The organism is Streptomyces sp. NPDC056452 (assembly GCF_042796085.1).
Taxonomy (GTDB): domain Bacteria; phylum Actinomycetota; class Actinomycetes; order Streptomycetales; family Streptomycetaceae; genus Streptomyces.
Genome location: NZ_JBHTRI010000054.1, coordinates 1 through 26970, shown reverse-complemented (window position 1 = coordinate 26970; position 26970 = coordinate 1). Strand labels below are relative to the sequence as shown.

General features: G+C 69.9%; 19 protein-coding genes. 11 read left to right on the top strand and 8 right to left on the bottom strand.

Annotated features, from left to right (window positions below; translation table 11 throughout):
• Positions 1-168: 168 nt before the first annotated feature.
• Genes ACFQ6X_RS34050 through ACFQ6X_RS34030 form a run of 5 tightly spaced genes read right to left on the bottom strand, consistent with a single transcriptional unit; the run spans position 169 to position 5658 of the window.
• Positions 169-1482, bottom strand: coding sequence for a DUF58 domain-containing protein (locus ACFQ6X_RS34050; protein ID WP_383187556.1), 1314 nt, complete (start codon positions 1480-1482; stop codon positions 169-171).
• Positions 1483-1492: 10 nt separating this feature from the next.
• Positions 1493-2512 (bottom strand): AAA family ATPase, encoded by a 1020-nt coding sequence (locus ACFQ6X_RS34045; protein WP_383187553.1) that lies wholly within the window; start codon positions 2510-2512, stop codon positions 1493-1495.
• Positions 2509-3750, bottom strand: a complete 1242-nt coding sequence (locus ACFQ6X_RS34040; RefSeq protein WP_383187551.1) for a DUF4350 domain-containing protein — start codon at positions 3748-3750, stop codon at positions 2509-2511. Before ACFQ6X_RS34040 ends, ACFQ6X_RS34045 begins: the two co-directional genes overlap by 4 nt.
• The gene (locus ACFQ6X_RS34035) at positions 3747-4439 is read right to left on the bottom strand and encodes a DUF4129 domain-containing protein (protein ID WP_383187548.1); all 693 of its coding nucleotides are present in this window, start codon (positions 4437-4439) and stop codon (positions 3747-3749) included. Before ACFQ6X_RS34035 ends, ACFQ6X_RS34040 begins: the two co-directional genes overlap by 4 nt.
• Positions 4440-4443: 4 nt before the next feature.
• Entirely contained in the window at positions 4444-5658 is a 1215-nt protein-coding gene (locus ACFQ6X_RS34030) for a glycerophosphoryl diester phosphodiesterase membrane domain-containing protein (protein ID WP_383187545.1), read from the bottom strand.
• A 140-nt stretch (positions 5659-5798) separates the two neighbouring features.
• Here ACFQ6X_RS34030 and mtnA point away from each other — a divergent pair, with 140 nt between their 5' ends.
• The 7 genes from mtnA (at position 5799) to ACFQ6X_RS33995 (ending at position 14311) form a co-directional block, all read left to right on the top strand.
• Complete coding sequence (mtnA, locus tag ACFQ6X_RS34025) at positions 5799-6944, top strand: S-methyl-5-thioribose-1-phosphate isomerase (RefSeq protein ID WP_383187543.1); 1146 nt, start codon at positions 5799-5801, stop codon at positions 6942-6944.
• A 4-nt stretch (positions 6945-6948) separates the two neighbouring features.
• A complete protein-coding gene (gene mtrA, locus ACFQ6X_RS34020) occupies positions 6949-7638 on the top strand; it encodes a two-component system response regulator MtrA (protein WP_187281934.1) in 690 nt (229 codons plus the stop codon).
• Between the two features lies 1 nt (position 7639).
• Positions 7640-9658 (top strand): MtrAB system histidine kinase MtrB, encoded by a 2019-nt coding sequence (gene mtrB, locus ACFQ6X_RS34015; RefSeq protein WP_383187539.1) that lies wholly within the window; start codon positions 7640-7642, stop codon positions 9656-9658.
• Positions 9659-9686: 28 nt separating this feature from the next.
• A complete protein-coding gene (locus ACFQ6X_RS34010) occupies positions 9687-11513 on the top strand; it encodes an LpqB family beta-propeller domain-containing protein (protein ID WP_383187536.1) in 1827 nt (608 codons plus the stop codon).
• Between the two features lie 119 nt (positions 11514-11632).
• On the top strand, positions 11633-12352 hold the full coding sequence (locus ACFQ6X_RS34005) for a ComF family protein (RefSeq protein ID WP_383187534.1): 720 nt from the start codon (positions 11633-11635) through the stop codon (positions 12350-12352).
• A 330-nt stretch (positions 12353-12682) separates the two neighbouring features.
• Positions 12683-13372, top strand: coding sequence for a ribosome hibernation-promoting factor, HPF/YfiA family (hpf, locus tag ACFQ6X_RS34000; RefSeq protein ID WP_383187531.1), 690 nt, complete (start codon positions 12683-12685; stop codon positions 13370-13372).
• Between the two features lie 186 nt (positions 13373-13558).
• Positions 13559-14311, top strand: a complete 753-nt coding sequence (locus tag ACFQ6X_RS33995) for a response regulator (RefSeq protein ID WP_383187529.1) — start codon at positions 13559-13561, stop codon at positions 14309-14311.
• Between the two features lie 30 nt (positions 14312-14341).
• Here ACFQ6X_RS33995 and ACFQ6X_RS33990 read toward each other — a convergent pair whose 3' ends face one another.
• On the bottom strand, positions 14342-15517 hold the full coding sequence (locus ACFQ6X_RS33990; protein WP_383187527.1) for a winged helix-turn-helix domain-containing protein: 1176 nt from the start codon (positions 15515-15517) through the stop codon (positions 14342-14344).
• 77 nt (positions 15518-15594) lie between these two features.
• Positions 15595-16170, bottom strand: coding sequence for a GNAT family N-acetyltransferase (locus ACFQ6X_RS33985; protein WP_383187524.1), 576 nt, complete (start codon positions 16168-16170; stop codon positions 15595-15597).
• Positions 16171-16410: 240 nt separating this feature from the next.
• Here ACFQ6X_RS33985 and secA point away from each other — a divergent pair, with 240 nt between their 5' ends.
• Positions 16411-19236 (top strand): preprotein translocase subunit SecA, encoded by a 2826-nt coding sequence (secA, locus tag ACFQ6X_RS33980; protein WP_383187521.1) that lies wholly within the window; start codon positions 16411-16413, stop codon positions 19234-19236.
• 340 nt (positions 19237-19576) lie between these two features.
• Here the strand turns inward: secA and ACFQ6X_RS33975 are convergent, their stop codons facing one another.
• Positions 19577-20005 carry an Rv3235 family protein gene (locus ACFQ6X_RS33975; RefSeq protein ID WP_329215313.1) on the bottom strand — a complete coding sequence of 143 codons (429 nt, stop codon included), beginning with the start codon at positions 20003-20005 and terminating at the stop codon, positions 19577-19579.
• 287 nt (positions 20006-20292) lie between these two features.
• Here ACFQ6X_RS33975 and ACFQ6X_RS33970 point away from each other — a divergent pair, with 287 nt between their 5' ends.
• The 3 genes from ACFQ6X_RS33970 (at position 20293) to ACFQ6X_RS33960 (ending at position 26946) form a co-directional block, all read left to right on the top strand.
• A complete protein-coding gene (locus ACFQ6X_RS33970) occupies positions 20293-20799 on the top strand; it encodes a DUF6912 family protein (RefSeq protein WP_383187518.1) in 507 nt (168 codons plus the stop codon).
• A 30-nt stretch (positions 20800-20829) separates the two neighbouring features.
• On the top strand, positions 20830-21510 hold the full coding sequence (locus ACFQ6X_RS33965) for an HAD family hydrolase (protein ID WP_383187516.1): 681 nt from the start codon (positions 20830-20832) through the stop codon (positions 21508-21510).
• Positions 21511-21933: 423 nt separating this feature from the next.
• Positions 21934-26946 carry an NAD-glutamate dehydrogenase gene (locus ACFQ6X_RS33960; RefSeq protein WP_383187513.1) on the top strand — a complete coding sequence of 1671 codons (5013 nt, stop codon included), beginning with the start codon at positions 21934-21936 and terminating at the stop codon, positions 26944-26946.
• Positions 26947-26970: the final 24 nt, after the last annotated feature.

Below are 26970 nucleotides of genomic sequence, written 5' to 3'. Positions count from 1 at the left end.
AGCCTTTCAGCGCCGATGGTACTGCAGGGGGGACCCTGTGGGAGAGTAGGACGCCGCCGAACAATTATTCCGGGAAAGCCCCGTGCCCTTGTGGCGCGGGGCTTTTCTGCGTTCAGAACCCGTATCGCGACCCCTGAGGGGCCGCGATACTTCACGGGTACTGCACTACTAAAGTCGGCCGGCGGCCTTGAGCGCGAGGTAGGCGTCAGCCAGCGCCGGGGCGAGCGCATCCGGGGTGGCATCGACGACCACGACGCCATGACGACGGAGCTGATCCGCGGTCCTGCGGCGCTGAGCCTGAGTGCGGGTTCCGGCCGCCGCGTCGTACACCGCGTCCACTGTGCCCCTGGCGCGAGTCATCGCCTCGATATGGGGATCCGCGACGGCTGCCACCAGGACCGTGTGCCGCTGGGTGAGCTGCGGGAGCACCGGGAGCAGGCCTTCCTCGATGGGCGCGGAGTCCAGGCTCGTGAGCAGGACGATCAGGGAGCGCTGCGGTGCGCTCGCCAGCGCGGTGGTGCTGAGGCCACGGGCGTCCGTCTCCACGAGCTCGGGTTCCAGCGGGACCATGGCGTTGACGATCGCCGACAGGACGTCGCCCCCGGCGGCCCTGCCCAGGACCTGGGCGCGGATACGCCGGTCGTAGGCAAGGAGGTTCACGCGGTCGCCCGCACGTGTGGCCAGAGCCGTGAGGAGCAGCGTCGCGTCCATGGCCGCATCGAGACGGGGAACGTCGCCCACTCGTCCGGCCGACGTGCGACCGGTGTCGAGGACGATCAGGATGTGGCGGTCGCGCTCGGGGCGCCAGGTGCGGACGGCGACAGCGGACTGGCGTGCGGTGGCCCGCCAGTCGATGGACCGGGTGTCATCGCCCGGTACGTATGCACGCAGGCTGTCGAACTCGGTGCCCTGGCCCCGGGTGAGCACGCTGGTGCGGCCGTCGAGCTCGCGGAGTCTGGCGAGCCGTGAGGGCAGGTGCCGTCGGCTGGTGAAGGGAGGCAGGACCCGGACCGTCCACGGGACGTGGTGATTCCCTTGTCGGGCTGCCAGCCCCATGGGCCCGAAGGAGCGGACGGTGATGCGTTCTGCCCGGCGGTCGCCCCGTCGGGAAGGGCGGAGGAACGTCGTGAGGCGACGTCGCTCGCCGGCCGGGACGGTGAACGCGTGGCGGGACGAAGCCTGTTCGGCCTCGGTGCTCCAGGTGCTGGGGGGCCAGGCGTCGCGGAGATGCGCGCGAAGGCGGCGACGCGAGGGATTGGTTACGGTGAGTTGCACTTCTGCGCCGTCACCGAGTCGAACGGATGTATCACCGGATCGGGTGAACTGCAGCGTCCGCACTGGCGCGGCCAGGGCGTAGTCGCACAGAATTGCCAATGAGAGAGGGGCGTTGACCGCGAGCATGCCTGTCCAGCTCGGGGCAAGGATGCCTACGGGGAGTGACCCCAAGGCGGCCAGCAGTGCGGTTCGTCCGGTGAGGGCCATGGTCACCGCCTCATCGGGGGACGGGGACGTGGGCGAGGACAGCGGTGATGACGGAGTCGGCGGTGACTCCTTCCATTTCCGCTTCCGGTCGCAGCTGGATGCGATGACGGAGTGTGGGGAGTGCCAGGGCTTTCACATCGTCAGGGATGACGTAGTCCCGGCCGGTGAGCCAGGCCCAGGCGCGGGCTGTGGAGAGCAACGCGGTGGCTCCTCGGGGGGAGGCGCCGAGGGTGAGCGAGGGGGATTCACGAGTGGCACGGCAGATATCCACGACGTAGGCGGCGATCTCGGGGGAGACCGTGGTCTTGGCGACGGCGGAGCGGGCGGCTTCCAGATCTGCGGGGCCGGCCACGGGCCGTATGCCTGCGGCCTTGAGGTCGCGGGGGTTGAACCCGTCGGCATGACGCGTCAGGACGCTGATCTCGTCCTCACGTGAGGGCAGGGGCACGGTCAGCTTCAGGAGGAACCGGTCCAACTGGGCTTCGGGCAGCGGGTAGGTGCCCTCGTACTCGACGGGGTTCTGGGTGGCTGCGACGAGGAAGGGGTCGGGCAGCGCACGGGGGGTGCCGTCGACGGTGACCTGGCGTTCCTCCATGGCCTCCAGGAGGGAGGACTGGGTCTTGGGAGGAGTGCGGTTGATCTCGTCGGCGAGCAGGAGATTGGTGAACACCGGTCCGGGCTGGAAGGAGAACTCGGCGGTGCGGGCGTCGTAGACGAGTGAGCCCGTGACGTCACTCGGCATCAGGTCGGGCGTGAACTGGACGCGTTTGGTGTCCAGTTCGAGGGAGGCGGCAAGGGCGCGGACCAGCAGGGTCTTGGCGACTCCGGGGACGCCTTCGAGCAGCACATGGCCTCGGCAGAGCAGCGCGACCACGAGTCCGGTGACGGCGGGGTCCTGGCCGACCACGGCCTTGGCGATCTCGGAACGCAGAGCTTCCAGGGATGCGCGGGCGCTGTCGGACATCACGGGGGCCACAGGGGTCTCTGCGGGTACCGCAGGCCCGTTGGGCTCCGGGGTCGGGGCGCTCATGAAGTGCGTACCTCTCTTTCGAGGGCGTCGAGTTGGGCGGTCAGGAGTACAAGTGCGGCGTCGTCGGCCGGGACCGGTCCGAAGAGCAGGGCGCGGAGGTCGGTGTCCGTGGTGGTGAGACGCGCGGAAACGGCAGGCAGGAGGACCTCGGGGGACTCGGTGTCGCGGGAGGACACCCCGAGGAGTGGAGCGATGCGGTTGCGGGTGGCGGAGCGCAGTGCGTCGGAGGCCCGGTCGCGGGCGTTCGCCTTGCGGTAGAGGCGGGCCCTGCCCTCCGTGGACTCGGAGGCCCGGACGGCCACGGGTAGCCGCTCGGTGACCAGGGGGCCCAGGCGGCGTGCGCGCCAGATGGCCGTGAGGACGGCGGCGAGGGCGAGTTGGAGCGTCCCCCAGAGCCAGCCCGAGGGGATGAGGTCGATGAACCCGCTCTCGCCGGCCGACTCGTCCTCCCCGCCTTCGCTTCTGCCGTCAGTGCCGTCGTCCGTACCGCCTTCGGTGGCGGAGGGATCAGTGAGCGAGGGGAGGTACCAGACGAGATGCGGTCGGGAGCCGAGGAGTTGGAGAGCGAGGGAGGCGTTGCCCTCCTCGTCGAGACGGTCGTTGTGGAGGATGTCGGGGGCGCCGAGCAGGACGGTGTCGCCGGTTTCCCTGCCGGGGAGGACCAGGAGGGTGGGGAGTCCGTCGTCCGGGTAGCAGGCGGTGGCTCCGTCGGCGTCCGTCGTGTAGCGGATGCCGCCGGTGTCGGCTGTTCCGGCGGTGCGTGCGGCCGGGAGTTCACAGGTCGGCGGGCGCGGGGTCACCCGGCTTGCGGAAACCGCGCGCACGCCGGGGGCGAGTCGGGCAACGGACGGTGGGCCGGGGGCGACGAGGACGGTGCGGCCCGCGGTGTCACCGGTGGCTGTCCGGAGCCGGTACTGCTGGTACGTGGTCAGCAGGTTGGGGCCGGCGACGAGGAGGGTGGTGTCGGGTCCTGCCGAGCCGGTGGCCTCGTCGAGCGTGGTGACGACGCGGACGGAGACGCCACGGTCTTTGAGGAGTTCGGCGACGGCCCGGCTGCCGTACGGGTCCGCGGAGCGGGGATCGAGACGGCCGTGCTGGTCGCCGGAGCGGAGAGCGGCGAAGGTGATGCCCGCGACGACGAGAATGAGGAGGGCGAGGAGCAGGCCTCGGACCCGGAGCCAGATCTGGTGCGGCGTGCGGGACGCGGAGGTGGTGGCGATGGTCGTGGCCTCGGTCATCCGGCTGCCCCTGGGGACGTGGGGGCGGTCAGCAGGGGTTTGGTGTCCTCGAGGTCCTCGTCGAGGGCGGACAGGCTCAGGTACGCCGCCCGGTCGGCCGTGCGGCCCCCGTATGTGACGTCGTCGAAGACCCGTGCGGCGGTGCGGAGCCGGGTGGCATGGGCGGGCAGGAGCCGGCCGGCTTCGGCGGCTGCCTCGTCGGCGGTGCGGCCCGGGCGCGGGTCGAGCACGGCCCGGTCCTCCAGGGAGCGCACGACTGCCCGCATGCGTTCCTGGACGGCTTCGGTCCAGCGATGGGCCTCCGCGTGCGCCTCGGCTGCGGTGCGGTGCTCGGCCGCGCTGCGGGCGCTGCTGCCGAACAGGGCGTCCGAGGGGCGGGCCGTGCGCTGCGGTGTGCCGAGCCGCCACCAGAGGGCGGCTCCCAGCGCGATGACGACGAGGGCGATGACGACGAGCCCGAGCGGGCCGCCCGGCGCGGATCCGGTGGCACCGTCGAAGAGGTCGCCGACCCATTCCCAGAAGCGGTCGAGTCCGCGCTGGAGAAGGTTCGGATCGTGTTCGTGGTACATCGGGTCGGACAGTTCGTCCTGTGCCGCTTCGCGGGAGGGGACGCGTGGGATGTCCACGGGTATGTCCTCGCCAGCCCGTATGAACCGCTGTGCTGCTGTGGTGCCCCCCGCCCCCGTCACCGCATCAGCTCCTGGGGGTGTCGTAGCCGGGCACGCCCGCGGCCCGGGCGAGGTCGAGGTCGAGCGCTTCGCGGCGGATGCGCTGGTCGACGTAGAGCAGGGCGATCACCCCTGCGGTGAACGGGTAGGTGAGCGTCGAGATGATCACTTCACCGACGCCCGTGATGATGAGGAAGGGCCAGCCGAAATCGGTGGAGCTGCTGTTGAGGAACTCGCTCAGGCCGTCGCTGTCCACGGTCACGGCGATGATGCCGAACGGGATCACGATGATCAGGGCCACGACGATGACCAGCAGGTATGTGAGAGCGAGGATGCCGAAGGTCCGCCACCAGGTGCCCTTGACCAGCTTCGCGGAACGGCGCAGCGAGGTCAGGACGGACTGCCTCTCCAGCATCAGCGCCGGTGCGGCGAGTGCGAAGCGGACCATCAGCCACACGACGACGACGCAGGCGGCGATGAAGCCGACAAAGGCGAGTGCGATCCCGGCGCCGCCGCCCAGCAGCATGCCGGGAAGCAGTCCCACCGTCATCACGGCGGCGCTCATCAGGCTCATCAGCAGCGTCAGCCCGAGGAGCGGAAGGAGCCGGGGCCGGGCCTCGGTCCAGGCGTCGGAAAGTGTCGCCTTGCGGCCGAGTACGGAGCGGCTGATCACCACGGTGAGCACCGAGGTGATGAAGAGGGTGGCGATCATCGAGATGAGCGTGGCCGGGGCGTTGGTGAGCAGCGTCGACTGCGCCGAGTCGGCGGCCTGGCGGATGGCCTCGGCCCCGACGGCGTTCGGGTCGACCGACTTCGCTTCCGGCAGGAGGTAGCGCTGCACGAGGATGACGGCGATCTCGGAGATCACGGAGACGGTGAGGCTGATGCCCAGCACGGTGCGCCAGTGGGCGCGCATGGTGGACACGGCGCCGTCGAGGATCTCTCCGACGCCCAGGGGGCGGAGAGGGATCACTCCGGGCTTCGCCGCCATGGGCTGCCGGCCCCATCCGGGGCCCGGACCTTGCGGGGGCGTGCCGCCCCAGCCCGGGGCGGGCGGGGGTGCGCCCGGTCCGCTGCCGGGAGCGCTCGGTGGGGACCACTGCCCCGGAGGCGGCTGTGCAGGGGACCACTGTCCGCCGGGGCCGCTTCCGTCGACGGGCGAAGAAGGCCGGGGGATGCCCGTCTCCTGGCCGTCGGAGGGTGCAGATCCGGGCGAAGCCCAGCCCGGAGAGTCGTTCATTGTCGCTCCTTCACGGTCCTGACCGCTCATCGGGGCGGCAGGTTGGCAGCCATCGTGCCACGCGATGCTCCGGTGCGGGCGGGGCGCTGTATCTCCTTCTCGCCTTCGTGTGCGGGCGGCTCAGCGGGCAGACTGGGCAGATGGCTGATCAGGACGCGCAATCGCCGGTGGGCATCGAGCCTCCGGCCCTCTCCGTACTCCGTTGGGACGAGCCGCCGGAAGGTCCCGCGGTGGTGCTCCTCGACCAGACCCGGCTGCCCTCGGAGGAGGTCGAGCTGGTGTGCGCCGATGTGCCCGCACTGGTCCGGGCGATCCGGACGCTGGCGGTGCGTGGCGCGCCTCTGCTGGGCATTGCCGGTGGCTATGGCGTGGCTCTGGCCGCTGCACGCGGTGAGGACGTGGCCCAGGCCGCGGAGCTGCTGGAGGCGGCGCGGCCCACCGCGGTCAATCTCGGGTACGGGGCGCGGCGTGTGGCGCGGGTGCACGGGGCGGCTGTCGCGAACGGTGCCGGCGCCCAGGAGGCCGCCGGTGCTGCCTTGGCGGAGGCGCGGGCCCTGCACCGGCAGGACGCGGCGGCCAGCGGGCGCATGGCGCAGTACGGTCTGGAGCTGCTTGCGGAGCTCCTGCCGGACGGCGGGCATCGGCTGCTGACCCACTGCAACACGGGGGCGCTCGTTTCCGGGGGCGAGGGCACGGCCTTCGCGGTGGCTCTGGGGGCCCACCGGGCGGGTAGCCTGCGGCGGCTGTGGGTGGACGAGACCCGACCGCTGCTCCAGGGCGCCAGGCTGACGGCGTACGAAGCGGCACGCAACGGCATGCCGTACAGCTTGCTCACCGACAACGCGGCGGGTTCGCTGTTTGCCGCGGGGGAGGTGGATGCCGTACTCATCGGTGCGGACCGCATTGCCGCGGACGGCTCCGTGGCCAACAAGGTGGGGAGTTATCCGTTGGCAGTGCTTGCCAAGTACCACCATGTGCCGTTCATCGTGGTGGCGCCGACCACGACCGTTGATCTGGATACTGCGGACGGCACATCCATAGTCGTCGAGCAGCGTTCCGCGGTAGAAGTGACGGAGCTCACATCCCGGGGGATCGTATCGGCCGGGGGTGAGGGGGGCGGACAGTCGGTGGCACCCCCGGGAGCCCAGGCGTACAACCCCGCATTCGACATCACGCCGCCCGAACTGGTCACGGCGATCGTCACGGAGGAGGGCATCATTTCCCCGGTCACGGGGGTCGGACTGGCAGAGCTGTGTGCCAGGTCATCGCAGGTAACGATTAGCTAATGGGATGATGTCGTTTATGAAGGGACGCGTCCTTGTCGTCGACGACGACACCGCACTGGCCGAGATGCTCGGCATTGTGTTGCGGGGAGAAGGTTTCGAACCGTCGTTCGTAGCGGACGGCGACAAGGCACTGGCTGCATTTCGTGAGGCCAAGCCGGACCTGGTGCTGCTGGACCTCATGCTGCCCGGACGGGACGGCATCGAGGTCTGCCGGCTGATCAGGGCCGAGTCAGGTGTGCCGATCGTCATGCTCACTGCCAAGAGCGACACGGTCGATGTGGTGGTGGGCCTGGAATCCGGGGCCGACGACTACATCGTCAAGCCGTTCAAACCGAAGGAGTTGGTGGCCCGGATCAGGGCACGTCTGCGGAGGTCCGAAGAGCCCGCGCCGGAGCAGCTGGCGATCGGGGACCTGGTCATCGACGTGGCCGGTCACTCGGTGAAGCGGGAGGGGCAGTCGATCGCCCTCACCCCGCTGGAGTTCGACCTGCTGGTCGCGCTCGCCCGCAAGCCGTGGCAGGTATTCACCCGTGAGGTACTGCTCGAGCAGGTGTGGGGCTATCGCCACGCCGCCGACACCCGTCTGGTGAATGTGCATGTCCAGCGGCTGCGCTCCAAGGTCGAGAAGGACCCGGAGCGTCCGGAGATCGTGGTGACCGTCCGCGGTGTCGGTTACAAGGCCGGACCGAGCTGACATGACCCTGGGCAGCGCTGCTCCGAAACCCGGGGGGCCGGGAGTCCGTACGGAGCGGGCTGCCGGTCCGGCACGGAGGTCATCCCGGTACAGCCGGTTCCTGCAGGGCGGCCGGTTGTTTCAGGACCGGACGCCCGGCGGCCCCGTGCTGCGCCTTTTCATGCGGTGGATCCGGCGCCCGCTGCTGCCCGCCGTGCGGCTGTGGCGACGCAACCTGCAGTTGCGGGTCGTCGCAGGCACCCTGCTGATGTCGATCGCCGTGGTGCTGCTGCTGGGCTTCGTCGTGATCGGGCAGGTCCGCAACGGCCTGCTCGAAGCGAAGGGCAACGCCGCGCAGACGCAGGCGGCCGGCGGGTTCGCGGCCGCCCAGGCGAACGCGAACGCGCCGCTCGTCCCGGGTGGCCAGGGCGACGAGGGCGCCGACGGCATGACGGCCAATACCTCCTGGCGCACCGAGCTGGTCGATCAGCTTGCCAGCGGTGGCACGAACGCCTTCAACGTGGTGGCGCTCAGTGCCGACTCCGCGGCGCAGAGTGCGACCAGTCGCGCGCCGCGCGGCTCGGGCAGCGTGGAGGCGTCCAGCGTGCCGCAGAGTCTGCGCGAGGCCGTGGACAAGGGGCCGGGGGCGTTCCAGACGTACTCCCTGATCCGCTACTCGTACGGCAAGGATCCGCAGCCCGGACTTGTCGTGGGCAAGCGGCTCTACGACATCGACCACAATCCGTACGAGCTCTACTACCTCTTCCCGCTCACGCAGGAGGAGAAGTCGCTGACGCTGGTCACGACGACTCTGGCCACCGCGGGTCTGTTCGTGGTCGTGCTGCTGGGCGGCATCGCCTGGTTCGTCGTACGCCAGGTCGTCACCCCCGTGCGCATGGCGGCGGGGATCGCCGAGCGGCTTTCCGCCGGCAGGCTCCAGGAACGGATGAAGGTCACCGGCGAGGACGACATCGCCCGGCTCGGTGAGGCCTTCAACAAGATGGCGCAGAACCTGCAGCTGAAGATCCAGCAGTTGGAGGAGCTCTCCCGGATGCAGCGGCGTTTCGTCTCGGACGTGAGTCATGAGCTGCGGACCCCGCTGACCACGGTGCGGATGGCCGCCGACGTCATTCACGACGCGCGTGTCGACTTCGATCCGGTGACCGCGCGTTCCGCGGAGCTGCTGGGTGACCAGCTCGACCGTTTCGAGTCGCTCCTGTCCGACCTGCTGGAGATCAGCAGGTTCGACGCGGGTGCCGCGGCGCTGGAAGCCGAACCGATAGATCTGCGTGCGGTCGTACGGCGCGTGATCGGCGGTGCCGAGCCGCTGGCCGAGCGCAAGGGCAGCCGCATCAGGGTCATCGGTGACGAGCAGCCGGTGGTGGCCGAGGCCGATGCGCGTCGTGTCGAACGGGTTCTGCGCAACCTTGTCGTCAACGCCGTCGAGCACGGCGAGGGCCGGGACGTCGTGGTGCGCATGGGCGTTGCCCAGGGTGCCGTGGCCGTGGCCGTCCGGGACTACGGGGTGGGGCTCAAGCCGGGCGAGGCGACCCGGGTCTTCAACCGCTTCTGGCGGGCCGATCCGGCGCGTGCCCGCACGACCGGGGGCACCGGACTGGGCCTTTCGATCGCCGTCGAGGACGCGCGGCTGCACGGCGGCTGGCTGCAGGCGTGGGGCGAGCCCGGTGGCGGTTCGCAGTTCCGCCTCACCCTGCCCCGTACGGCGGACGAGCCGCTGCGCGGGTCGCCGATACCGCTGGAGCCCGAGGATTCGCGGCGCAACCGGGAGAACCGTGAACGGGCCGAGGCGGCCCCGCCGGCCGCCGACCACCGGCTGATGTCCGTACCGAACCAGACCGGGTCCACGGCGCGGTCACAGCTGCCCGTGCCGGCGCGCGCCCCCGTGGCGCCGCGTCCGGCTCACGTTTCGGTGCATCCTGCTGCCCTGCCGGGCAACGGCGCACGCGTCGTGTCGCGTCCGGCCGGGGGCGACCAGGAGACGCAGGATCCGGACCAGGAGGACACGACTCGTGGAAACTGACCGCCGCCGGGGTGGGCATGGACGTGCGGTGCGGGTTTCCGTGCTGCTGGGCTGCGGCATCGTGGTCCTGTCCGCGTGCGGAGCGATGCCGGTCACCGGTGACGTCAAGGCGGTCGATGCCTCGCAGCCGGGTGATTCCCAGGTGCAGGTGTACGCAGTGCCGCCGAGGGAGGGCGCAGCGCCCATCGAGGTCGTCGACGGCTTCCTGGAGTCGATGACGAGCGACGACCCCGATTTCAGGACGACCCGCAAGTACCTGACCGAGGAGGCGGCCCGCACCTGGAAGCCGAGCCACGGCACCACGGTGCTCGCCAAGGCGCCCAACCGGAACGGCCCCTCGCTCCACGACAAGGAGCGCAAGAGCGCGGAGACCGCCTACACCCTCACGGGCGAGCAGGTGGCATCCGTCGACGAGCAGAGTTCCTACCGGCCGCTCGCGCCCACGGACTACTCCCAGATGCTGCATCTGGTGCGCGAGAAGGGGGCGGACGGCAAGCAGGAGTGGCGCATCGACATCGTGCCGGACGGTCTGGTGCTCGGGCAGTCCGACTTCAAGAGGCTCTACCGGTCCGTGAACAAGTACTACTTCGCCGCCGGGCGGGCGGACAGCGACTCCGCGCTGGTCGCCGACCCTGTCTACGTACGGAACCGGACGGATCCGGTCACGCGGATGGACACGGCGACCCAGACCGTTCGGACGCTGCTCGAAGGGCCGTCCAACTGGTTGCGGCCGGTCGTCGATTCCCGCTTCCCGACCGGTACGGCGCTGAAGCGCGGGGTCACCTCGCTCGCGCCCGACGACCAGAACGTCCTGAAGGTGCCGCTCAACAAGAAGGCCGACAAGGTCGGCCAGGGTGCCTGCCGGATGATGGCCGCCCAGGTGCTCTTCACCTTGCGGGACCTGACGTCCGCGCGGGTCGGCCAGGTGGAGCTGCAGGGTGCGCGGGGCCCGCTGTGCTCGCTGGGTGCGGACGAGGCCGACGAGTTCGCCTCGGACGACGCCTCCGGTGCCTCCGACAGCCAGTACTTCGTGGACGACAAGGGGCATGTGCAGCGGATCCCCGGGGACAGCAAGGGCAGCGGCGACCCGGAACCGGTGGTCGGCCCGTTCGGCGCCGGGCAGGTGGCGATGAGCGCCGTCGGTGTGGCCCGGGACGAACAGCAGGCTGCCGCTGTCTCGGCCAATCAGCAGGATCTCTATGTGTCCTCCATCGTCGCGGAGAGCGAACCGGCCGAGCCCGTGGTGAGCAGCCGGGCCAAGAAGGCGCAGGACCGGCTGTCCGCGCCGAGCTGGGACGGCCGGGGCGATCTGTGGGTTGCCGACCGTGACCCGGCCGGCCCCAGGCTGCTGAGGCTGACGGACGGGGAAGGCGCGCCGCAGGAGGTCGAGGTGCCCGGCCTGGACGGCGGGAGGATCGAAGCGCTGCGGATGTCGGCCGACGGGGTGCGGATCGCACTCCGGGTGTTCAAGGACGGGCACACGACGCTGAAGATCGGGCGGGTCGAGCGGACCGGCTCCGGGGAGGCCGAGCAGGTCTCGGTGCAGGATCTGCGCCAGGCGGCGCCCCAGCTGGCCGATGTGACTGCCGTGTCCTGGTCGGGCCGCAGCCGCCTCGTGGTGGTCGGCAGGGAGGAGGGCGGTGTGCAGCAGGTCCGCTACGTGCAGGCGGACGGTTCGACGTCGGCCTCCGGTGTCCTGCCCGGTGTGAACCAGGTGACGGCGATCGCGGCCGCCGACGACGAGCAGCTGCCGCTGATGGCCGACACCGAGGTCGACGGGATAGTGAAGCTGTCGCCCGGCGACAACTGGCAGACGGTGCTCAAGGACGGATCCTCGCTGGTCTACCCGGGCTGACCATGCGGGCCCGCTGATTCCGCGGTCCGGGCGGAGCCCCGGCCGTGCGCGGTCCGAGTTGTCCACAGGAGTTGTCCACAGGCCTGGCCGGGTGTTCGTGCCCCGGGCAGAGTGGGCCCGTGCGGGGATGGTGGCGGGAGATCACCGGGTTGGTCCTGCCGGTGGCCTGCGGTGGCTGCGGCAGGCCACGCACGGAGCTGTGCGAGCCGTGTGCCGGGGCGCTGGCCGCGGCGCCCCGGCGTGTGCGACCTGATCCCGCGCCTGCGGGGCTCCCGGTGGTCCATGCCGCGGCGCCCTACGAGAACGCGGTACGCGCGATGCTGCTGGCCCACAAGGAGCGAGGGGCACTCGGGCTGGCAGGAGCACTCGGCGGGGCCCTGGCGGGCGCTGTGAGGGCCGGGACGGGCCGATCGGGAGATGTAGGGCCCCTGCTGCTGGTGCCCGTACCGTCGGCGCGGCGGGCCACGGCTGCGCGCGGCCACGATCCCGCGCGGCGGATCGCGTTGGCCGCCGCGGCGGATCTGCGGCGCGGGGGGACCGCGGCCAGGGTGCTCGCGGTGCTGCGGCAGCGCCGAGCGGTGGCGGACCAGGCGGGGCTCGGAGCCAGGGCGCGGCAGGTGAATCTGGCAGGTGCGCTGGAGGTCGCCGCCGGTGGGCGGCGACTGCTCGCGGGCGGCCGGGTGGTGCTCGTGGACGACCTGCTCACGACGGGGGCCTCGCTGGCCGAGGCGGCGCGCGCTGTGCGTGCGGCGGGCGGCCCCGGACACGGCGCGGCACCGGCCCTGCGGGCTGCGGTTGTCTCAGCTTCTCCGTCTGCTTTCGAAATAAACCGGAACTGACAGAAGAATTGCATCGTTGCAGGTAGTGAGTGGGGAAAGGGCCCTGATCGGAGGTACGCGCGAGTAGCGGGTGCCGACACGGTGGTGGGCAGGCTATGTTCGGTTGTGAGGAACGGTGAATGCCGCACCTCGACGAATGCACCACCAGGTTTCGGGCAGGTAACTCACCGGTAGGCCAGAAGCACGGAAGTTCGGTGGGGTGGAGACCTTGCCGACGGGGGAGGAGGAGGTGAAAGCCACCGAGTCCGAGGCTCCGGCGATCACCGGGGCCTGGTGCAAAAGGGAGATGCTCCGCCGCTGAAGCGGAGCGATCCGGGAACGGAGTTCTGCGTGGACATCGTCGTCAAGGGCCGCAAGACCGAGGTGCCCGAGCGGTTCCGCAAGCACGTGGCCGAGAAGCTGAAGCTGGACAAGATCCAGAAGTTCGACGGCAAGGTGATCAGTCTCGACGTCGAGGTGTCCAAGGAGCCGAATCCCCGTCAGGCCGACCGTGCGGCACGGGTGGAGATCACGCTCCGCTCGCGTGGGCCGGTCATCCGGGCGGAAGCTGCGGCAGGCGACCCGTACGCTGCGCTGGACCTGGCCACGGACAAGCTGGACGCGCGACTGCGCAAGGAGCACGACAAGCGCTACAGCCGGCGCGGCAACGGCCGCTTGTCCGCCGCCGAGGTGGGCGAGGTGGTGCCGGGCGCCGCATCGTTCAACGGGGACGGCGAGCTGATCCCCGAAGAGACGCCGTCGGCCGTGCCCACCACCAGGATCGGTTCGCTCGAGGTCCAGGGCGAAGGACCGCTCGTGGTGCGCGAGAAGACGCACGTCGCAGCACCGATGACGCTCGACCAGGCGCTCTACGAGATGGAGCTGGTCGGGCACGACTTCTACCTGTTCGTCGACTCCGAGACCAAGGAGCCCAGTGTCGTCTACCGACGGCACGCCTACGACTACGGTGTCATTCATCTGAGGACCGACCCGCTGGCCTCTGACGAAGCGGGCGGCGCGGGCGGTGCGCTCGGCGGCTGACGCCATCCCTTTCGTGGTGCCCCTGGAAGCGCTTGCGCGCCCCCGGGGGCACCCGCGTGCGACGACAGGATCACCGCACCGGCGCCCGGGCATGAAATCATGGCGTCCCAAGCCAATCGGTGTTCTGCGAAGTGCCGTTGGCGGACAGCCTGTGACCTCAGGCCGTGGCCTTCAGGGGGAGGAACGATGGCGGACACCTTCGGGCCCGTGCGTGATACGAACGCTGCCGACGACGCAGCCGGTGCGGATGCCGGTGCGGACGACGGCAGTTCCCGCAAGGAACCCATCCGGGTTCTTGTGGTCGACGACCATGCGCTGTTCCGCAGAGGTCTGGAGATCGTCCTCGCACAGGAGGAGGACATCCAGGTCGTGGGCGAGGCGGGTGACGGTGCGGAGGCGGTCGACAAGGCCGCGGACCTGCTGCCCGACATCGTGCTGATGGACGTACGGATGCCCAAGCGCGGCGGCATCGAGGCATGTACCTCCATCAAGGAGGTGGCACCCAGCGCAAAGATCATCATGCTGACGATCAGCGACGAGGAAGCCGACCTCTACGACGCGATCAAAGCGGGTGCCACCGGCTATCTCCTCAAGGAGATCTCCACCGACGAGGTGGCCACGGCCATTCGCGCGGTGGCGGACGGGCAGTCCCAGATCAGCCCGTCGATGGCATCCAAACTGCTCACCGAGTTCAAGTCGATGATTCAGCGCACCGACGAGCGCCGACTGGTACCGGCACCGCGGCTCACCGAGCGGGAGCTCGAAGTTCTCAAGCTCGTGGCGACGGGGATGAACAACCGCGATATCGCCAAGGAATTGTTCATTTCCGAGAACACCGTGAAGAACCACGTCCGCAACATTCTGGAGAAGCTCCAGTTGCACTCCCGGATGGAAGCCGTGGTCTATGCCATGCGGGAGAAGATCCTCGAGATCAGATAGCGGTCGGCGCCGGGCTCCCGCCCGCAGACCTCACGCGAGGGTGCGGGCGATTTCCGCCGTGAGCGGCTCCCGCAGTTCCGGGGCGTCGACCCGCTCGACCCGGACATCGGTGCAGCCGACCCAGGACGCGGCTTCGACGAGCGCCGCGGCCATCGCGGGCACGGTCTTCCCGCTCTCCAGCGACACCTGGCGGGCGACCAGCGTGGTGCCCTCACGTGCCGGGTCGACCCTGCCCTGCAGACTGCCGCCCGCCAGCAGGGGCATCGCGAAGTAGCCGTGGATCCTCTTGGGCCTGGGCACGTAGGCCTCCAGGCGATGGGTGAAGCCGAAGATCCGCTCGGTGCGGGCCCGCTCCCAGATCAGCGAGTCGAACGGTGACAGAAGCGTCGTACGGTGGCGTCCGCGAGGCTCGGAGGCGAGTGCCTCCGGGTCGGCCCAGGCCGGCTTGGCCCAGCCCCGCACGGACACCGGGACCAGCCCCGAGTCCGCCACCACGGCGTCGAACTGCTCGCCCTTGAGCCGGTGGTAGTCCGCGATGTCCGCGCGGGTGCCGACACCCAGCGAACGGCCCGCCAGGGCCACCAGCCGGCGCAGGCACTCGGCGTCGTCCAGGTCGTCGTGGAGCACGGCCTCCGGGATCGCGCGTTCGGCCAGGTCGTAGACGCGCTTCCAGCTGCGCCGCTCCGTGCACACCACCTCGCCGTACATCAGGGCCCGTTCGACGGCGACCTTCGATGCCGACCAGTCCCACCACTCCCCGCCGTTCTTCGCGCCGCCGAGCTCGGTGGCCGTCAGCGGTCCCTCGGCGCGCAACTGCTTGATCACCGTGTCGTACGCCCCGTCGGGCAGGTCGTGGTTCCAGTGGGGGCGGGCGCGGTAGGCGCGGCGTCGGAACGCGAAGTGCGGCCATTCCTCGACCGGCAGGATGCACGCGGCGTGCGACCAGTACTCGAAGGAGCGGCCACCCGACCAGTACGCGTCGTCGACCGTGCGCCGGCCGACGGCGCCGAGACGCGCATAGGGCACGAGCTCGTGCGAGCGGGCCAGGACCGAGATCGTGTCGAGCTGGACGGCCCCGAGGTGACGCAGCACCCCGGGTACTCCGCCCCGGCGGTCGGGAGCCCCCAGGAAGCCCTGGGCCCGCAGGGCGATCCGGCGCGCCTGGTCGGCGGAGAGTTCGAGGACGGGAGGCGGCACAGACGTCATGCATCGAACCCTAGAGGGCCGCACTGACATCCCGCCCGGGTCTTCGGGACTGCTCCCGCCGCGCAGGGGGGACCGGTTCAGGAACGGGCCGGCAGATACGGCTGGGTGCCGGGCAGCCCCAGATCTGCCGGGATCAGCGACCCGGTCCAGGTGTCGCGCCGTATCCCCTTGTTGACCAGCGCGGACCGCTGCTCGCCCTCCATGCGGAAGCCCGCACGGCGGGCGACCGCCCGGGACGGGTCGTTGCCGACCTCGGCGCGCCATTCGAGGCGGTCGGCGGCGAGGGCGGTGAACGCCCAGTGGGCACCGCCGAGCACCGCTTCCGTCGTGAGGCCGAGACCGCGGTGCTCCCGGGCCGTCCAGTAGCCCACCTCGTACGTTCCCGGGTGGCTCAGCCGGGTGAGGCCGAGGGCGCCGACGAGCGGGCCGTCGTCCCGCAGCACCACGGCGAAGTTGTACGCCGAGTCCTCCTGCCAGCCGGCCGGGGACAGTTTTCCGGTGAAGAGCTCCGCGTCGGCGCGGGTGTACGGGGAAGGAACGACCGTCCACCGCTGGATGTCCGGATCCTGGCAGGCGGTGTACGCCCTGTCGGCGTCCTCGGGCCCGAAGGGGCGCAGGACCAGGCGTTCCGTGGTGAGGGTGATCGGTTCCATGCGGGGATTGTGGTGTTCCGGAGCCCGGGAAGCGAGCACTTTTGGGGCTTCCCGGCACCTTCCGCACCCCTGGGCCGTTGTCCTGGAAGGGTGCGGCGGGGGCAACGCTGTGGCAGCCCTCCCGGCGCGGCGGGGTCCTCGCTTACGATGGCCGTTGCGGTGGGGCCGACCTGCCGTGCCCGCGCCAGAGTCCATTACACGACCCAGTGCCAGGCCCGACCGGCAAGGAGACCAGCCTCAGTGTCCGTCTTCAACAAGCTCATGCGTGCAGGCGAAGGCAAGATCCTGCGCAAACTGCACCGCATCGCGGACCAGGTCAGCTCCATCGAAGAGGACTTCGTCAACCTCTCCGACGCCGAGCTGCGGGCGCTCACCGACGAGTACAAGGAACGGTACGCGGACGGCGAGAGCCTGGACGACCTGCTTCCCGAAGCATTCGCGACCGTCCGTGAGGCCGCGAAGCGCGTCCTCGGACAGCGCCACTACGACGTTCAGATGATGGGCGGAGCCGCCCTGCACCTCGGCTACGTGGCCGAGATGAAGACCGGTGAGGGCAAGACCCTCGTCGGCACCCTGCCCGCTTATCTCAACGCGCTCTCCGGCAAGGGAGTGCACCTGATCACGGTCAACGACTACCTGGCCGAGCGTGACTCCGAGATGATGGGCCGGGTCCACAAGTTCCTCGGTCTCGATGTCGGCTGCATCATCGCCAACATGACCCCGGCGCAGCGCCGTGAGCAGTACGCCTGCGACATCACGTACGGCACGAACAACGAGTTCGGCTTCGACTACCTCCGCGACAACATGGCGTGGTCCCAGGACGAGCTCGTCCAGCGCGGCCACAACTTCGCGATCGTGGACGAGGTCGACTCGATCCTCGTCGACGAGGCCCGTACGCCGCTGATCATCTCCGGCCCGGCCGACCAGGCCACCAAGTGGTACGGGGACTTCGCCAAGCTGGTCACGCGTCTCACCAGGGGTGAGGCGGGCAACCCGCTGAAGGGCATCGAGGAGACCGGCGACTACGAGGTCGACGAGAAGAAGCGGACCGTGGCCATCCACGAGCCCGGTGTCTCGAAGGTCGAGGACTGGCTCGGGATCGACAACCTCTACGAGTCGGTGAACACGCCGCTCGTCGGGTACCTCAACAACGCCATCAAGGCCAAGGAACTCTTCAAGAAGGACAAGGACTACGTCGTCATCGACGGCGAAGTCATGATCGTCGACGAGCACACCGGCCGTATCCTCGCCGGCCGCCGTTACAACGAGGGCATGCACCAGGCCATCGAGGCGAAGGAAGGGGTGGACATCAAGGACGAGAACCAGACCCTCGCCACGATCACCCTGCAGAACTTCTTCCGCCTCTACGGCAAGCTCTCGGGCATGACCGGTACGGCGATGACCGAGGCCGCCGAGTTCCACCAGATCTACAAGCTGGGCGTCGTGCCGATCCCGACGAACCGCCCGATGGTCCGTGCCGACCAGTCGGACCTGATCTACCGCACCGAGGTCGCGAAGTTCGCGGCGGTCGTCGACGACATCGCCGAGAAGCACGAGAAGGGGCAGCCGATCCTGGTCGGCACCACCTCGGTCGAGAAGTCCGAGTACCTCTCGCAGCAGCTCTCCAAGCGGGGTGTCCAGCACGAGGTGCTGAACGCCAAGCAGCACGACAGGGAAGCGCCGATCATCGCCCAGGCGGGCCGTAAGGGTGCCGTCACCGTCGCCACGAACATGGCCGGACGAGGCACCGACATCAAGCTCGGCGGCAACCCCGACGATCTCGCGGAGGCGGAGCTGCGCCAGCGTGGCCTCGACCCCGTCGAGCACGTCGAGGAGTGGGCCGCGGCGCTGCCCGCCGCGCTGGAGAAGGCCGAGCAGGCCGTCAAGGCCGAGCACGACGAGGTCAAGGACCTCGGCGGGCTCTACGTCCTGGGCACCGAGCGGCACGAGTCGCGGCGCATCGACAACCAGCTGCGCGGTCGCTCCGGCCGTCAGGGCGACCCGGGCGAGTCCCGGTTCTACCTCTCGCTGGGCGACGACCTGATGCGGCTGTTCAAGGCGCAGATGGTCGAGCGCGTCATGTCGATGGCGAACGTTCCCGACGACGTACCGATCGAGAACAAGATGGTGACCCGCGCGATCGCCTCCGCGCAGTCGCAGGTCGAGCAGCAGAACTTCGAGACGCGTAAGAACGTCCTGAAGTACGACGAGGTGCTCAACCGGCAGCGCGAGGTCATCTACGGCGAGCGTCGTCGTGTCCTGGAGGGTGAGGATCTGCAGGACCAGATCCGTCACTTCATGGACGACACGATCGACGACTACATCCGGCAGGAGACCGCCGAGGGCTTCGCCGAGGAGTGGGACCTGGACCGGCTGTGGGGTGCCTTCAAGCAGCTCTACCCGGTGAAGGTCACGGTCGCCGAGCTCGAGGACGCCGCGGGCGACCTGGCCGGGGTCACGGCCGACTTCATCGCCGAGTCGGTCAAGGACGACATCCACGAGCAGTACGAGGAGCGCGAGAAGTCGCTCGGCTCGGACATCATGCGCGAGCTGGAGCGGCGCGTGGTCCTGTCCGTCCTGGACCGCAAGTGGCGTGAGCACCTCTACGAGATGGACTATCTCCAGGAGGGCATCGGCCTGCGTGCCATGGCGCAGAAGGACCCGCTGGTCGAGTACCAGCGCGAGGGCTTCGACATGTTCAACGCCATGATGGAGGGCATCAAGGAGGAGTCCGTCGGCTACCTGTTCAACCTGGAGGTTCAGGTCGAGCAGCAGGTCGAGGAGGTTCCGGTGCAGGACGCGGCGGAGCGGACCTCGCTCTCGAAGCAGGACGCACCTGTGGCGGCCGCCGCGCGTCCGGAGATCCGGGCCAAGGGCCTGGACGCCCCGCAGCGTCCGGACCGGCTGCACTTCTCCGCTCCCACTGTGGACGGGGAGGGCGGCATCGTCGAGGGCGACTTCTCCAACGGGGACAGCGATCGCTCCGAGGGTGACGGGATGACGCGTGCGGAGCGCCGCAAGGCGCAGAAGAGCGGTGGCGGCGGCGGCCGTCGCCGCAAGAAGTAGCGCTCATCGTTGAAGGGCCTGGGCCGGACACCACGTGGTGTCCGGCCCAGGCCGTTTCTGCGGGCCGGTGGAGGCCTTGTGGCCCCATGCCTGTGAGCTGGCCCGTGCAGGCCTGCGCCAGGCCCGTGCAGGCCTGCACGGGCATTCAGGCCCCCTGCGGTCCGGGGACGCTGGGTTGCGGGAGCCCTGCGGCGCGGTTGTTGTGTCCTCAATCGCCGGACGGGCTTGTTTTGGTCCTGCCCGGTCCTTGGGTGGGGACGGGCTTGTTTTGGTCCTGCCCGGTCCTTGGGTGGGGACGGGCTTGATTTGGCCCTGCCCGGTCCTTGGGCGCGGGTGAGGGCTATCCGACGGCCGTGAGGCGTTCGCCCCCGAGGTCCACCGCGGCGCAGCGCCAGCGGAGGTCGGGGCCCTGTTCCAGGCGGAAGGCCATGGCGCGGACCTGTTCTCCGGTGGCGATGCTGGCGAAGGCCTCGACCACCCCCGTGGCCGGCTGGGTGCCGTGGCAGGTGCGTACGACGGGGCGCCTGCTCCCCGCGCCGAGCGGGGCGCCCGGAGCGAGTTCGGCCAGCTGGTCGTAGGCCTCGCCGATCGTGTGGCCGAGCATCCAGTGCACCGGGCGCTGGCCGCTGAGGACGGCGAGCAGGCGTTCGGCGAACCACTGGTGCGGGCGCAGCGGCTGCCGGGGACGGTGGGGTGCTCGCTGCGGCGGTACGGTGCCCGGCCTGGACCGGTCGCGTCGTCCGGCGGGCCTGGTCTTGTCCGTGCTCATGGATTTAGCCCCCGTGCTGTCCGGAGCCCGGTCGCATACCGAGCGATACCGGGCGGTAACTTCTGTTGGGGACCTTCTACGGGGACCGGCCCCCGGCCCGCAACCCGCTCCCGGGCCGGGACGGGCCGCCGGAGAGATCACCTATCCGTGTGGCGGGCCCCGCGCCGCAAGGGGACCGGCGGGGGTGACGGCCGTTGCGGGGTGGACAGGAGGGGGCAGCTCGCGAACCCCGATGGGGGACCTCGCACGTATCCTGAGGACGTCGTCGACTACGAAAGCGGTCAGCCATGCGTGTGTACGTCCCTCTGACCCTCTCCGGCCTCGCAGCGGCACACGGGGCGGGCGAGGTCGGTCCCGGGCCGCTGACCGCCTATGCGGTGACTCCCGGGCTGCGCGAGTGGTACGTCTCCGACGACATCGAGGAGCTGGAGTACGCGGCGCTCAACCGGGCCGCCTCCGCCTCCCTGCGGCTGATCGCCGGGAAGCCCGACGAGCCCCGGCGCCGGGTGGTCGTCGCGCTCGACGTGGCGGACGGGGCCGCGGTCGCCGATCCGGATCACATCCTGGACGCGGCGTCGCTCGGAGAGGTGCGGATCGCGGAGCCCGTGGCCCTGTCGAAGGCCGCCGCCGTGCATGTGGACGCCGATGACGCCGAGAAGGACGTCGCGGCGGCAGCGGCCGCCCTGGGGGCCGCGGACCTCGGTGACGACGACGCGCAGTTCACGGTGGACGGTGCGGAGGACCACGAGCTGCTGTGGTTCGGGATCCAGGAGATCCCCGGCCTGATCGGCTGAGTGTCGTACCCGGCGAGTATTTTTCTTTCCATGGCGACTCCGGGTAAGCAACACACTCATCTGGTCTGGGACTGGAACGGCACACTGCTCGACGACATCCACGCGGTCATCGGGGCGACGAATGCCGCCTTCGCGGAGATCGACCTGGCGCCGATCACGCTGGAGCAGTACCGCGAGATGTACTGCGTGCCGATACCCAAGTTCTACGAGCGTCTGCTCGGCCGGCTGCCCACCGAGGCCGAGTGGGACCGCATGGACGGCATCTTCCACCGCCACTACGCCGAGCAGCGCGTCGCCTGCGCGCTCACCGAGGGCGTCGAGGAGCTGCTGGCGCAGTGGCGGCGGGCGGGCCACAGCCAGTCGCTGCTCAGCATGTACGGCCACGAGCAGCTGGTGCCGGTGGTGCGGGGGTACGGCATCGAGAGCCACTTCGTGCGCGTCGACGGCCGCACCGGGCCCTCCGGCGGAAGCAAGGCCCAGCACATGGAGCGGCACTTCGTGGCCCTGGAGGAGATCGCCCGGATATCGCCCGAGCGCGCGGTGGTCATCGGGGACGCGGTGGACGATGCCGTGGCCGCGGCCCATGTGGGGGCGCGTGCGGTGCTCTACACCGGTGGTTCGCACAGCCGTAGCAGCCTGGAGGCGGCGGGGGTGCCGGTGGTGGACACCCTGGCGGAGGCTGTCGCACTGGCCGAACTGATGGCGGTCTGAGCGGGGCGTCGGCGGGCCTGAGAGGCCGGTGGGGTCCGCCGGATCCGGTGGACGGGGCATGCCGCGTCGGCCGGTACGTACCGGAACGCCCCGGCGCGATGTCCAGAGTGTCAAAGTTCGGGTTCGTATTTTGTACATATGCGGCTCATGACGGTTGTGGGTGCCGGGGGGATAGCCTGGTGCCGTGATCAGCGCGATACGCCTCGGGGGCAGCGAAGCCCCCGGCCTACGCCCGGAGTGCTACAGCACCCGGGCGATCCGCGATCTCCGAACCCCGGGCCGACTGCCAAAAATGGCCAATATGGTCCCGGGTATCTCCCATGGCGGCATAGCGTCGACCGAGACCGGAAACCCCGTGTCGTGGCGGTACGTCGTCTTTTCTCACCTACGTCACGCAACGGCGCGCGACAGGAGCCAGAGGACATGCAGACCAAGCTGGACGAAGCCAAGGCCGAGCTGCTCGCACGGGCGGCCCGGGTAGCTGACAACAGTCCGGGCGGTGGTGTCGGCGGCCCGGTGGGTACCCCCCGGGTGCGCCTTGCCGAGGCCGGCAGCGGGGCCGATCAGAGTGAGCGGCCGGGCCAGGACATGCTGCTCGCCTACCTCCAGCGCTACTACCTGCACACCGCTCCGGAGGACGTCACCGGCCGCGACCCGGTCGATCTCTTCGGGGCTGCCTCTTCCCACTACCGCCTCGCGGAGAACCGCCCGCAGGGCACCGCGAACGTCCGGGTGCACACCCCGACGGTCGAGGAGAACGGCTGGACGTCCAGCCACTCCGTCGTCGAGGTCGTCACCGACGACATGCCGTTCCTGGTGGACTCGGTCACCAACGAGCTGTCCCGGCAGAGCCGGGGCATCCACCTGGTGATCCATCCGCAGGTCGTCGTCCGCCGCGATGTCACGGGCAAGCTCATCGAGGTCCTCGCCGACGACAGGCACCGGGCCACCGGCGTGAAGAGGGGCAAGGGCCGCAAGGAGGCCAAGGCCGAACTGCCGCACGACGCGCTCGTCGAGTCGTGGATCCACGTCGAGATCGACCGGGAGACCGACCGCGCCGACCTGAAGCAGATCACCGCCGATCTGCTCCGCGTCCTGTCCGATGTGCGGGAGACCGTCGAGGACTGGGAGAAGATGCGCGATGCCGCCCTGCGGATCGCCGACGAGCTCCCCGCCGAGCCCCTCGACGAACTCGGTGACGAAGAGGTCGAGGAGGCCCGCGAGCTGCTGCGCTGGCTCGCCGCCGACCACTTCACCTTCCTGGGCTACCGCGAGTACGAGCTCAGGGACAGCGACGCGCTGACCGTCGTCGCCGGCACCGGACTCGGCATCCTGCGCTCCGACCCGCAGCACAGCGAGGACGAGGCGCACCCGGTGAGCCCCTCCTTCGACCGGCTGCCCGCCGACGCCCGCGCCAAGGCCCGTGAGCACAAGCTGCTGGTCCTGACGAAGGCCAACAGCCGCGCGACGGTCCACCGTCCCAGCTACCTCGACTACGTCGGGGTGAAGAAGTTCGACGCCGACGGCAACGTCATCGGTGAGCGTCGCTTCCTCGGGCTGTTCTCGTCCGCCGCGTACACCGAGTCCGTACGCCGGGTGCCGGTCGTGCGCCGCAAGGTCGCCGAGGTGCTCGAGGGCGCGGGCTTCACGCCCCACAGCCACGACGGCCGCGACCTGCTGCAGATCCTGGAGACGTACCCGCGCGACGAGCTCTTCCAGACGCCCGTCGACCAGCTGCGCTCCATCGTCACCTCCGTGCTCTACCTCCAGGAGCGCCGCAGGCTGCGGCTGTACCTGCGCCAGGACGAGTACGGGCGCTACTACTCCGCGCTCGTCTACCTGCCGCGCGACCGCTACACCACCGGTGTGCGGCTCCGGCTGATCGACATCCTCAAGGAGGAACTGGGCGGCACCAACGTCGACTTCACCGCCTGGAACACGGAGTCGATCCTCTCCCGGCTGCACTTCGTCATCCGGGTCCCGCCGGGCACCGAGCTGCAGCACCTCACCGACGCGGACGCCGACCGCATCGAGGCCCGTCTCGTCGAGGCCGCCCGCTCCTGGGCCGACGGCTTCCAGGAAGCACTGAACGCCGAGTGCGGCGAGGAGCGCGCCGCCGAGCTGCTGCGCCGCTACGGGCACTCCTTCCCCGAGGGCTACAAGGCCGACCACTCGCCGCGCGCCGCCGTGGCCGACCTGGTCCACCTCGAAGCGCTCAAGAGCGAGCACAAGGACTTCGCGCTCAGCCTGTACGAGCCGGTCGGTGTCGGCCCCGGCGAGCGCCGCTTCAAGATCTACCGCACCGGCGAGCAGGTCTCCCTCTCCGCCGTGCTCCCCGCGCTCCAGCGGCTCGGCGTCGAGGTCGTCGACGAACGTCCGTACGAGCTGCGCTGTGCGGACCGTACGCACGCCTGGGTCTACGACTTCGGCCTGCGCATGCCCAAGGCCGCGGGCAACGGCGGCTACCTCGCCGACGACGCGCGCGAGCGTTTCCAGGAGGCCTTCGCCGCCGTCTGGACCGGCAAGGCGGAGAACGACGGCTTCAACTCCCTCGTGCTGGGCGCCGGGCTCGACTGGCGTCAGGCGATGGTGCTGCGTGCCTACGCGAAGTACCTGCGCCAGGCGGGTTCGACCTTCAGCCAGGACTACATGGAGGACACCCTCCACAACAACGTCCACACCACCCGGCTGCTGATCTCCCTCTTCGAGGCCCGGATGTCGCCGACCCGCCAGAAGGCCGGCACGGAGCTGATCGACGGCCTGCTGGAGGAGCTGGACGGGGCCCTGGACCAGGTCGCCTCGCTCGACGAGGACCGGATCCTGCGCTCCTTCCTCACCGTCATCAAGGCCACGCTGCGGACCAACTTCTTCCAGCTGGCCGACGACCACGAGCCGCACGACTACATCTCGATGAAGTTCGACCCGCAGGCCATCCCGGACCTCCCCGCGCCCCGCCCGGCGTTCGAGATCTGGGTGTACTCGCCTCGTGTCGAGGGTGTCCACCTGCGCTTCGGCAAGGTCGCCCGCGGTGGTCTGCGTTGGTCGGACCGGCGGGAGGACTTCCGTACGGAGATCCTCGGCCTGGTCAAGGCGCAGATGGTCAAGAACACCGTGATCGTGCCGGTCGGGGCCAAGGGCGGCTTCGTCGCCAAGCAGCTCCCGGACCCGTCCGTCGACCGGGACGCCTGGATGGCGGAGGGCATCGCCTCCTACAAGACGTTCATCTCGGCGCTGCTCGACATCACCGACAACATGGTGATGGGCGAGGTCGTGGCGCCCGCCGATGTCGTGCGCCACGACGAGGACGACACCTACCTCGTCGTCGCCGCCGACAAGGGAACGGCGAAGTTCTCCGACATCGCCAACGACGTCGCCGTCGCGTACGGCTTCTGGCTCGGCGACGCCTTCGCCTCCGGCGGCTCCGCCGGCTACGACCACAAGGGCATGGGCATCACGGCCCGCGGTGCCTGGGAGTCCGTCGAGCGGCACTTCCGCGAGCTGGGCCACGACACCCAGACCGAGGACTTCACCGTCGTCGGCGTCGGCGACATGTCCGGTGACGTGTTCGGCAACGGCATGCTGCTCTCCGAGCACATCCGGCTGGTCGCCGCCTTCGACCACCGGCACATCATCATCGACCCGAATCCGGACGCCGCCACCTCGTACGCCGAGCGGCGCAGGCTCTTCGACCTGCCGCGCAGCTCCTGGGCCGACTACAACAAGGACCTGCTGTCCGCGGGCGGCGGGATCCACCCGCGTACCGCGAAGTCGATCCCGATCAACGCGCACATCCGTGAGGCCCTCGGCATCGAGTCGAAGGTCGCCAAGATGACGCCCGCCGAGCTGATGCAGAACATCCTCAAGGCGTCGGTCGACCTCGTGTGGAACGGCGGCATCGGTACGTACATCAAGTCGTCCGCCGAGTCGAACGCCGATGTCGGCGACAAGGCCAACGACGCGATCCGGGTCAACGGCGAGGACCTGCGTGCCCAGGTCGTCGGCGAGGGCGGCAACCTCGGGGCCACTCAGCTCGGCCGCATCGAGTTCGCCCGGGCCGGCGGCCGGATCAACACCGACGCGATCGACAACAGTGCCGGTGTGGACACCTCCGACCACGAGGTGAACATCAAGATCCTGCTCAACGGCCTGGTCCGGGACGGCGACATGACCGTCAAGCAGCGCAACAAGCTGCTCGCCGAGATGACCGACGAGGTCGGCCGGCTGGTCCTGCGCAACAACTACGCGCAGAACATCGCCCTCTCCAACGCCTGTGCCCAGGCGCCGTCACTGCTCCACGCCCAGCAGCGCTTCATGCGCAAGCTCGGACGCGACGGGCACCTGGACCGGGCGCTGGAGTTCCTGCCGAACGACCGGCAGATCCGCGAACTGCTCAACCACGGCAAGGGCCTGAGCCAGCCCGAGCTCGCCGTGCTGATCGCGTACACCAAGATCACGGCGGCCGACGAGCTGATCTCGACCAGCCTGCCGGACGACGCGCATCTGCAGAAACTGGTGCACGCCTACTTCCCCGAGCAGCTGAGCGAACGCTTCCCGGAGGCCGTCGACGGGCACGCGCTGCGCCGCGAGATCATCACGACGGTGCTGGTCAACGACACCGTGAACACCGCGGGTTCGACGTTCCTGCACCGGCTGCGGGAGGAGACGGGGGCGTCCCTGGAGGAGATCGTGCGGGCGCAGTTCGCGGCCCGTGAGATCTTCGGCCTCTCCCAGGTGTGGGACGCCGTCGAGGCGCTCGACAACCAGGTGGCCGCCGATGTGCAGACCCGGATCCGCCTGCACTCCCGCCGGCTCGTCGAGCGTGGTGCGCGCTGGCTGCTCGGCAACCGGCCGCAGCCGGTCGAGATCGCGCAGACCGTCGAGTTCTTCCGCGACGGGGTCGGGCAGGTCTGGAACGAGCTGCCCAAGCTGCTCAGGGGCGCGGACCTCGAGTGGTACCAGTCGATCCTCGACGAACTCACCTCGGTGGGCGTCCCCGAGGAGCTGGCGGTGCGGGTGGCCGGGTTCTCCTCGGCCTTCCCGGCGCTGGACATCGTGGCGATCGCTGACCGTACGGGCAAGGACGCGCTGTCGGTGGCCGAGGTCTACTACGACCTCGCCGACCGGCTGGGCATCACTCAGCTGATGGACCGGATCATCGAACTGCCGCGCGCCGACCGGTGGCAGTCCATGGCCCGTGCCTCCATCCGCGAGGACCTGTACGCGGCGCACGCCGCGCTGACGTCGGACGTGCTGTCCGTCGGCAACGGGACGTCGACGCCCGAGCAGCGGTTCGAGGACTGGGAGGAGAAGAACGCGGCGATCCTGACGCGGTCGCGCTCCACCCTGGAGGAGATCCAGGGCTCGGACTCCTTCGACCTGGCGAACCTGTCGGTGGCCATGCGGACGATGAGGACGCTGCTGCGTACGCACGCGTGAGGGAGGGCGGCCGCAGGCCGCCAC

Coding starts and splice junctions, on each gene's coding strand:
- ACFQ6X_RS33995 (WP_383187529.1), top strand. CDS start 13,559: ATGGCGGACACCTTCGGGCCCGTGCGTGATACGAACGCTGCCGACGAC.
- mtrA (WP_187281934.1), top strand. CDS start 6,949: ATGATGTCGTTTATGAAGGGACGCGTCCTTGTCGTCGACGACGACACC.
- ACFQ6X_RS33960 (WP_383187513.1), top strand. CDS start 21,934: ATGCAGACCAAGCTGGACGAAGCCAAGGCCGAGCTGCTCGCACGGGCG.
- ACFQ6X_RS34030 (WP_383187545.1), bottom strand. CDS start 5,658: ATGAACGACTCTCCGGGCTGGGCTTCGCCCGGATCTGCACCCTCCGAC.
- mtnA (WP_383187543.1), top strand. CDS start 5,799: ATGGCTGATCAGGACGCGCAATCGCCGGTGGGCATCGAGCCTCCGGCC.
- ACFQ6X_RS34045 (WP_383187553.1), bottom strand. CDS start 2,512: ATGAGCGCCCCGACCCCGGAGCCCAACGGGCCTGCGGTACCCGCAGAG.
- ACFQ6X_RS34040 (WP_383187551.1), bottom strand. CDS start 3,750: ATGACCGAGGCCACGACCATCGCCACCACCTCCGCGTCCCGCACGCCG.
- mtrB (WP_383187539.1), top strand. CDS start 7,640: ATGACCCTGGGCAGCGCTGCTCCGAAACCCGGGGGGCCGGGAGTCCGT.
- ACFQ6X_RS33990 (WP_383187527.1), bottom strand. CDS start 15,517: ATGACGTCTGTGCCGCCTCCCGTCCTCGAACTCTCCGCCGACCAGGCG.
- ACFQ6X_RS33975 (WP_329215313.1), bottom strand. CDS start 20,005: ATGAGCACGGACAAGACCAGGCCCGCCGGACGACGCGACCGGTCCAGG.
- ACFQ6X_RS33985 (WP_383187524.1), bottom strand. CDS start 16,170: ATGGAACCGATCACCCTCACCACGGAACGCCTGGTCCTGCGCCCCTTC.
- ACFQ6X_RS33970 (WP_383187518.1), top strand. CDS start 20,293: ATGCGTGTGTACGTCCCTCTGACCCTCTCCGGCCTCGCAGCGGCACAC.
- ACFQ6X_RS34050 (WP_383187556.1), bottom strand. CDS start 1,482: ATGGCCCTCACCGGACGAACCGCACTGCTGGCCGCCTTGGGGTCACTC.
- ACFQ6X_RS33965 (WP_383187516.1), top strand. CDS start 20,830: ATGGCGACTCCGGGTAAGCAACACACTCATCTGGTCTGGGACTGGAAC.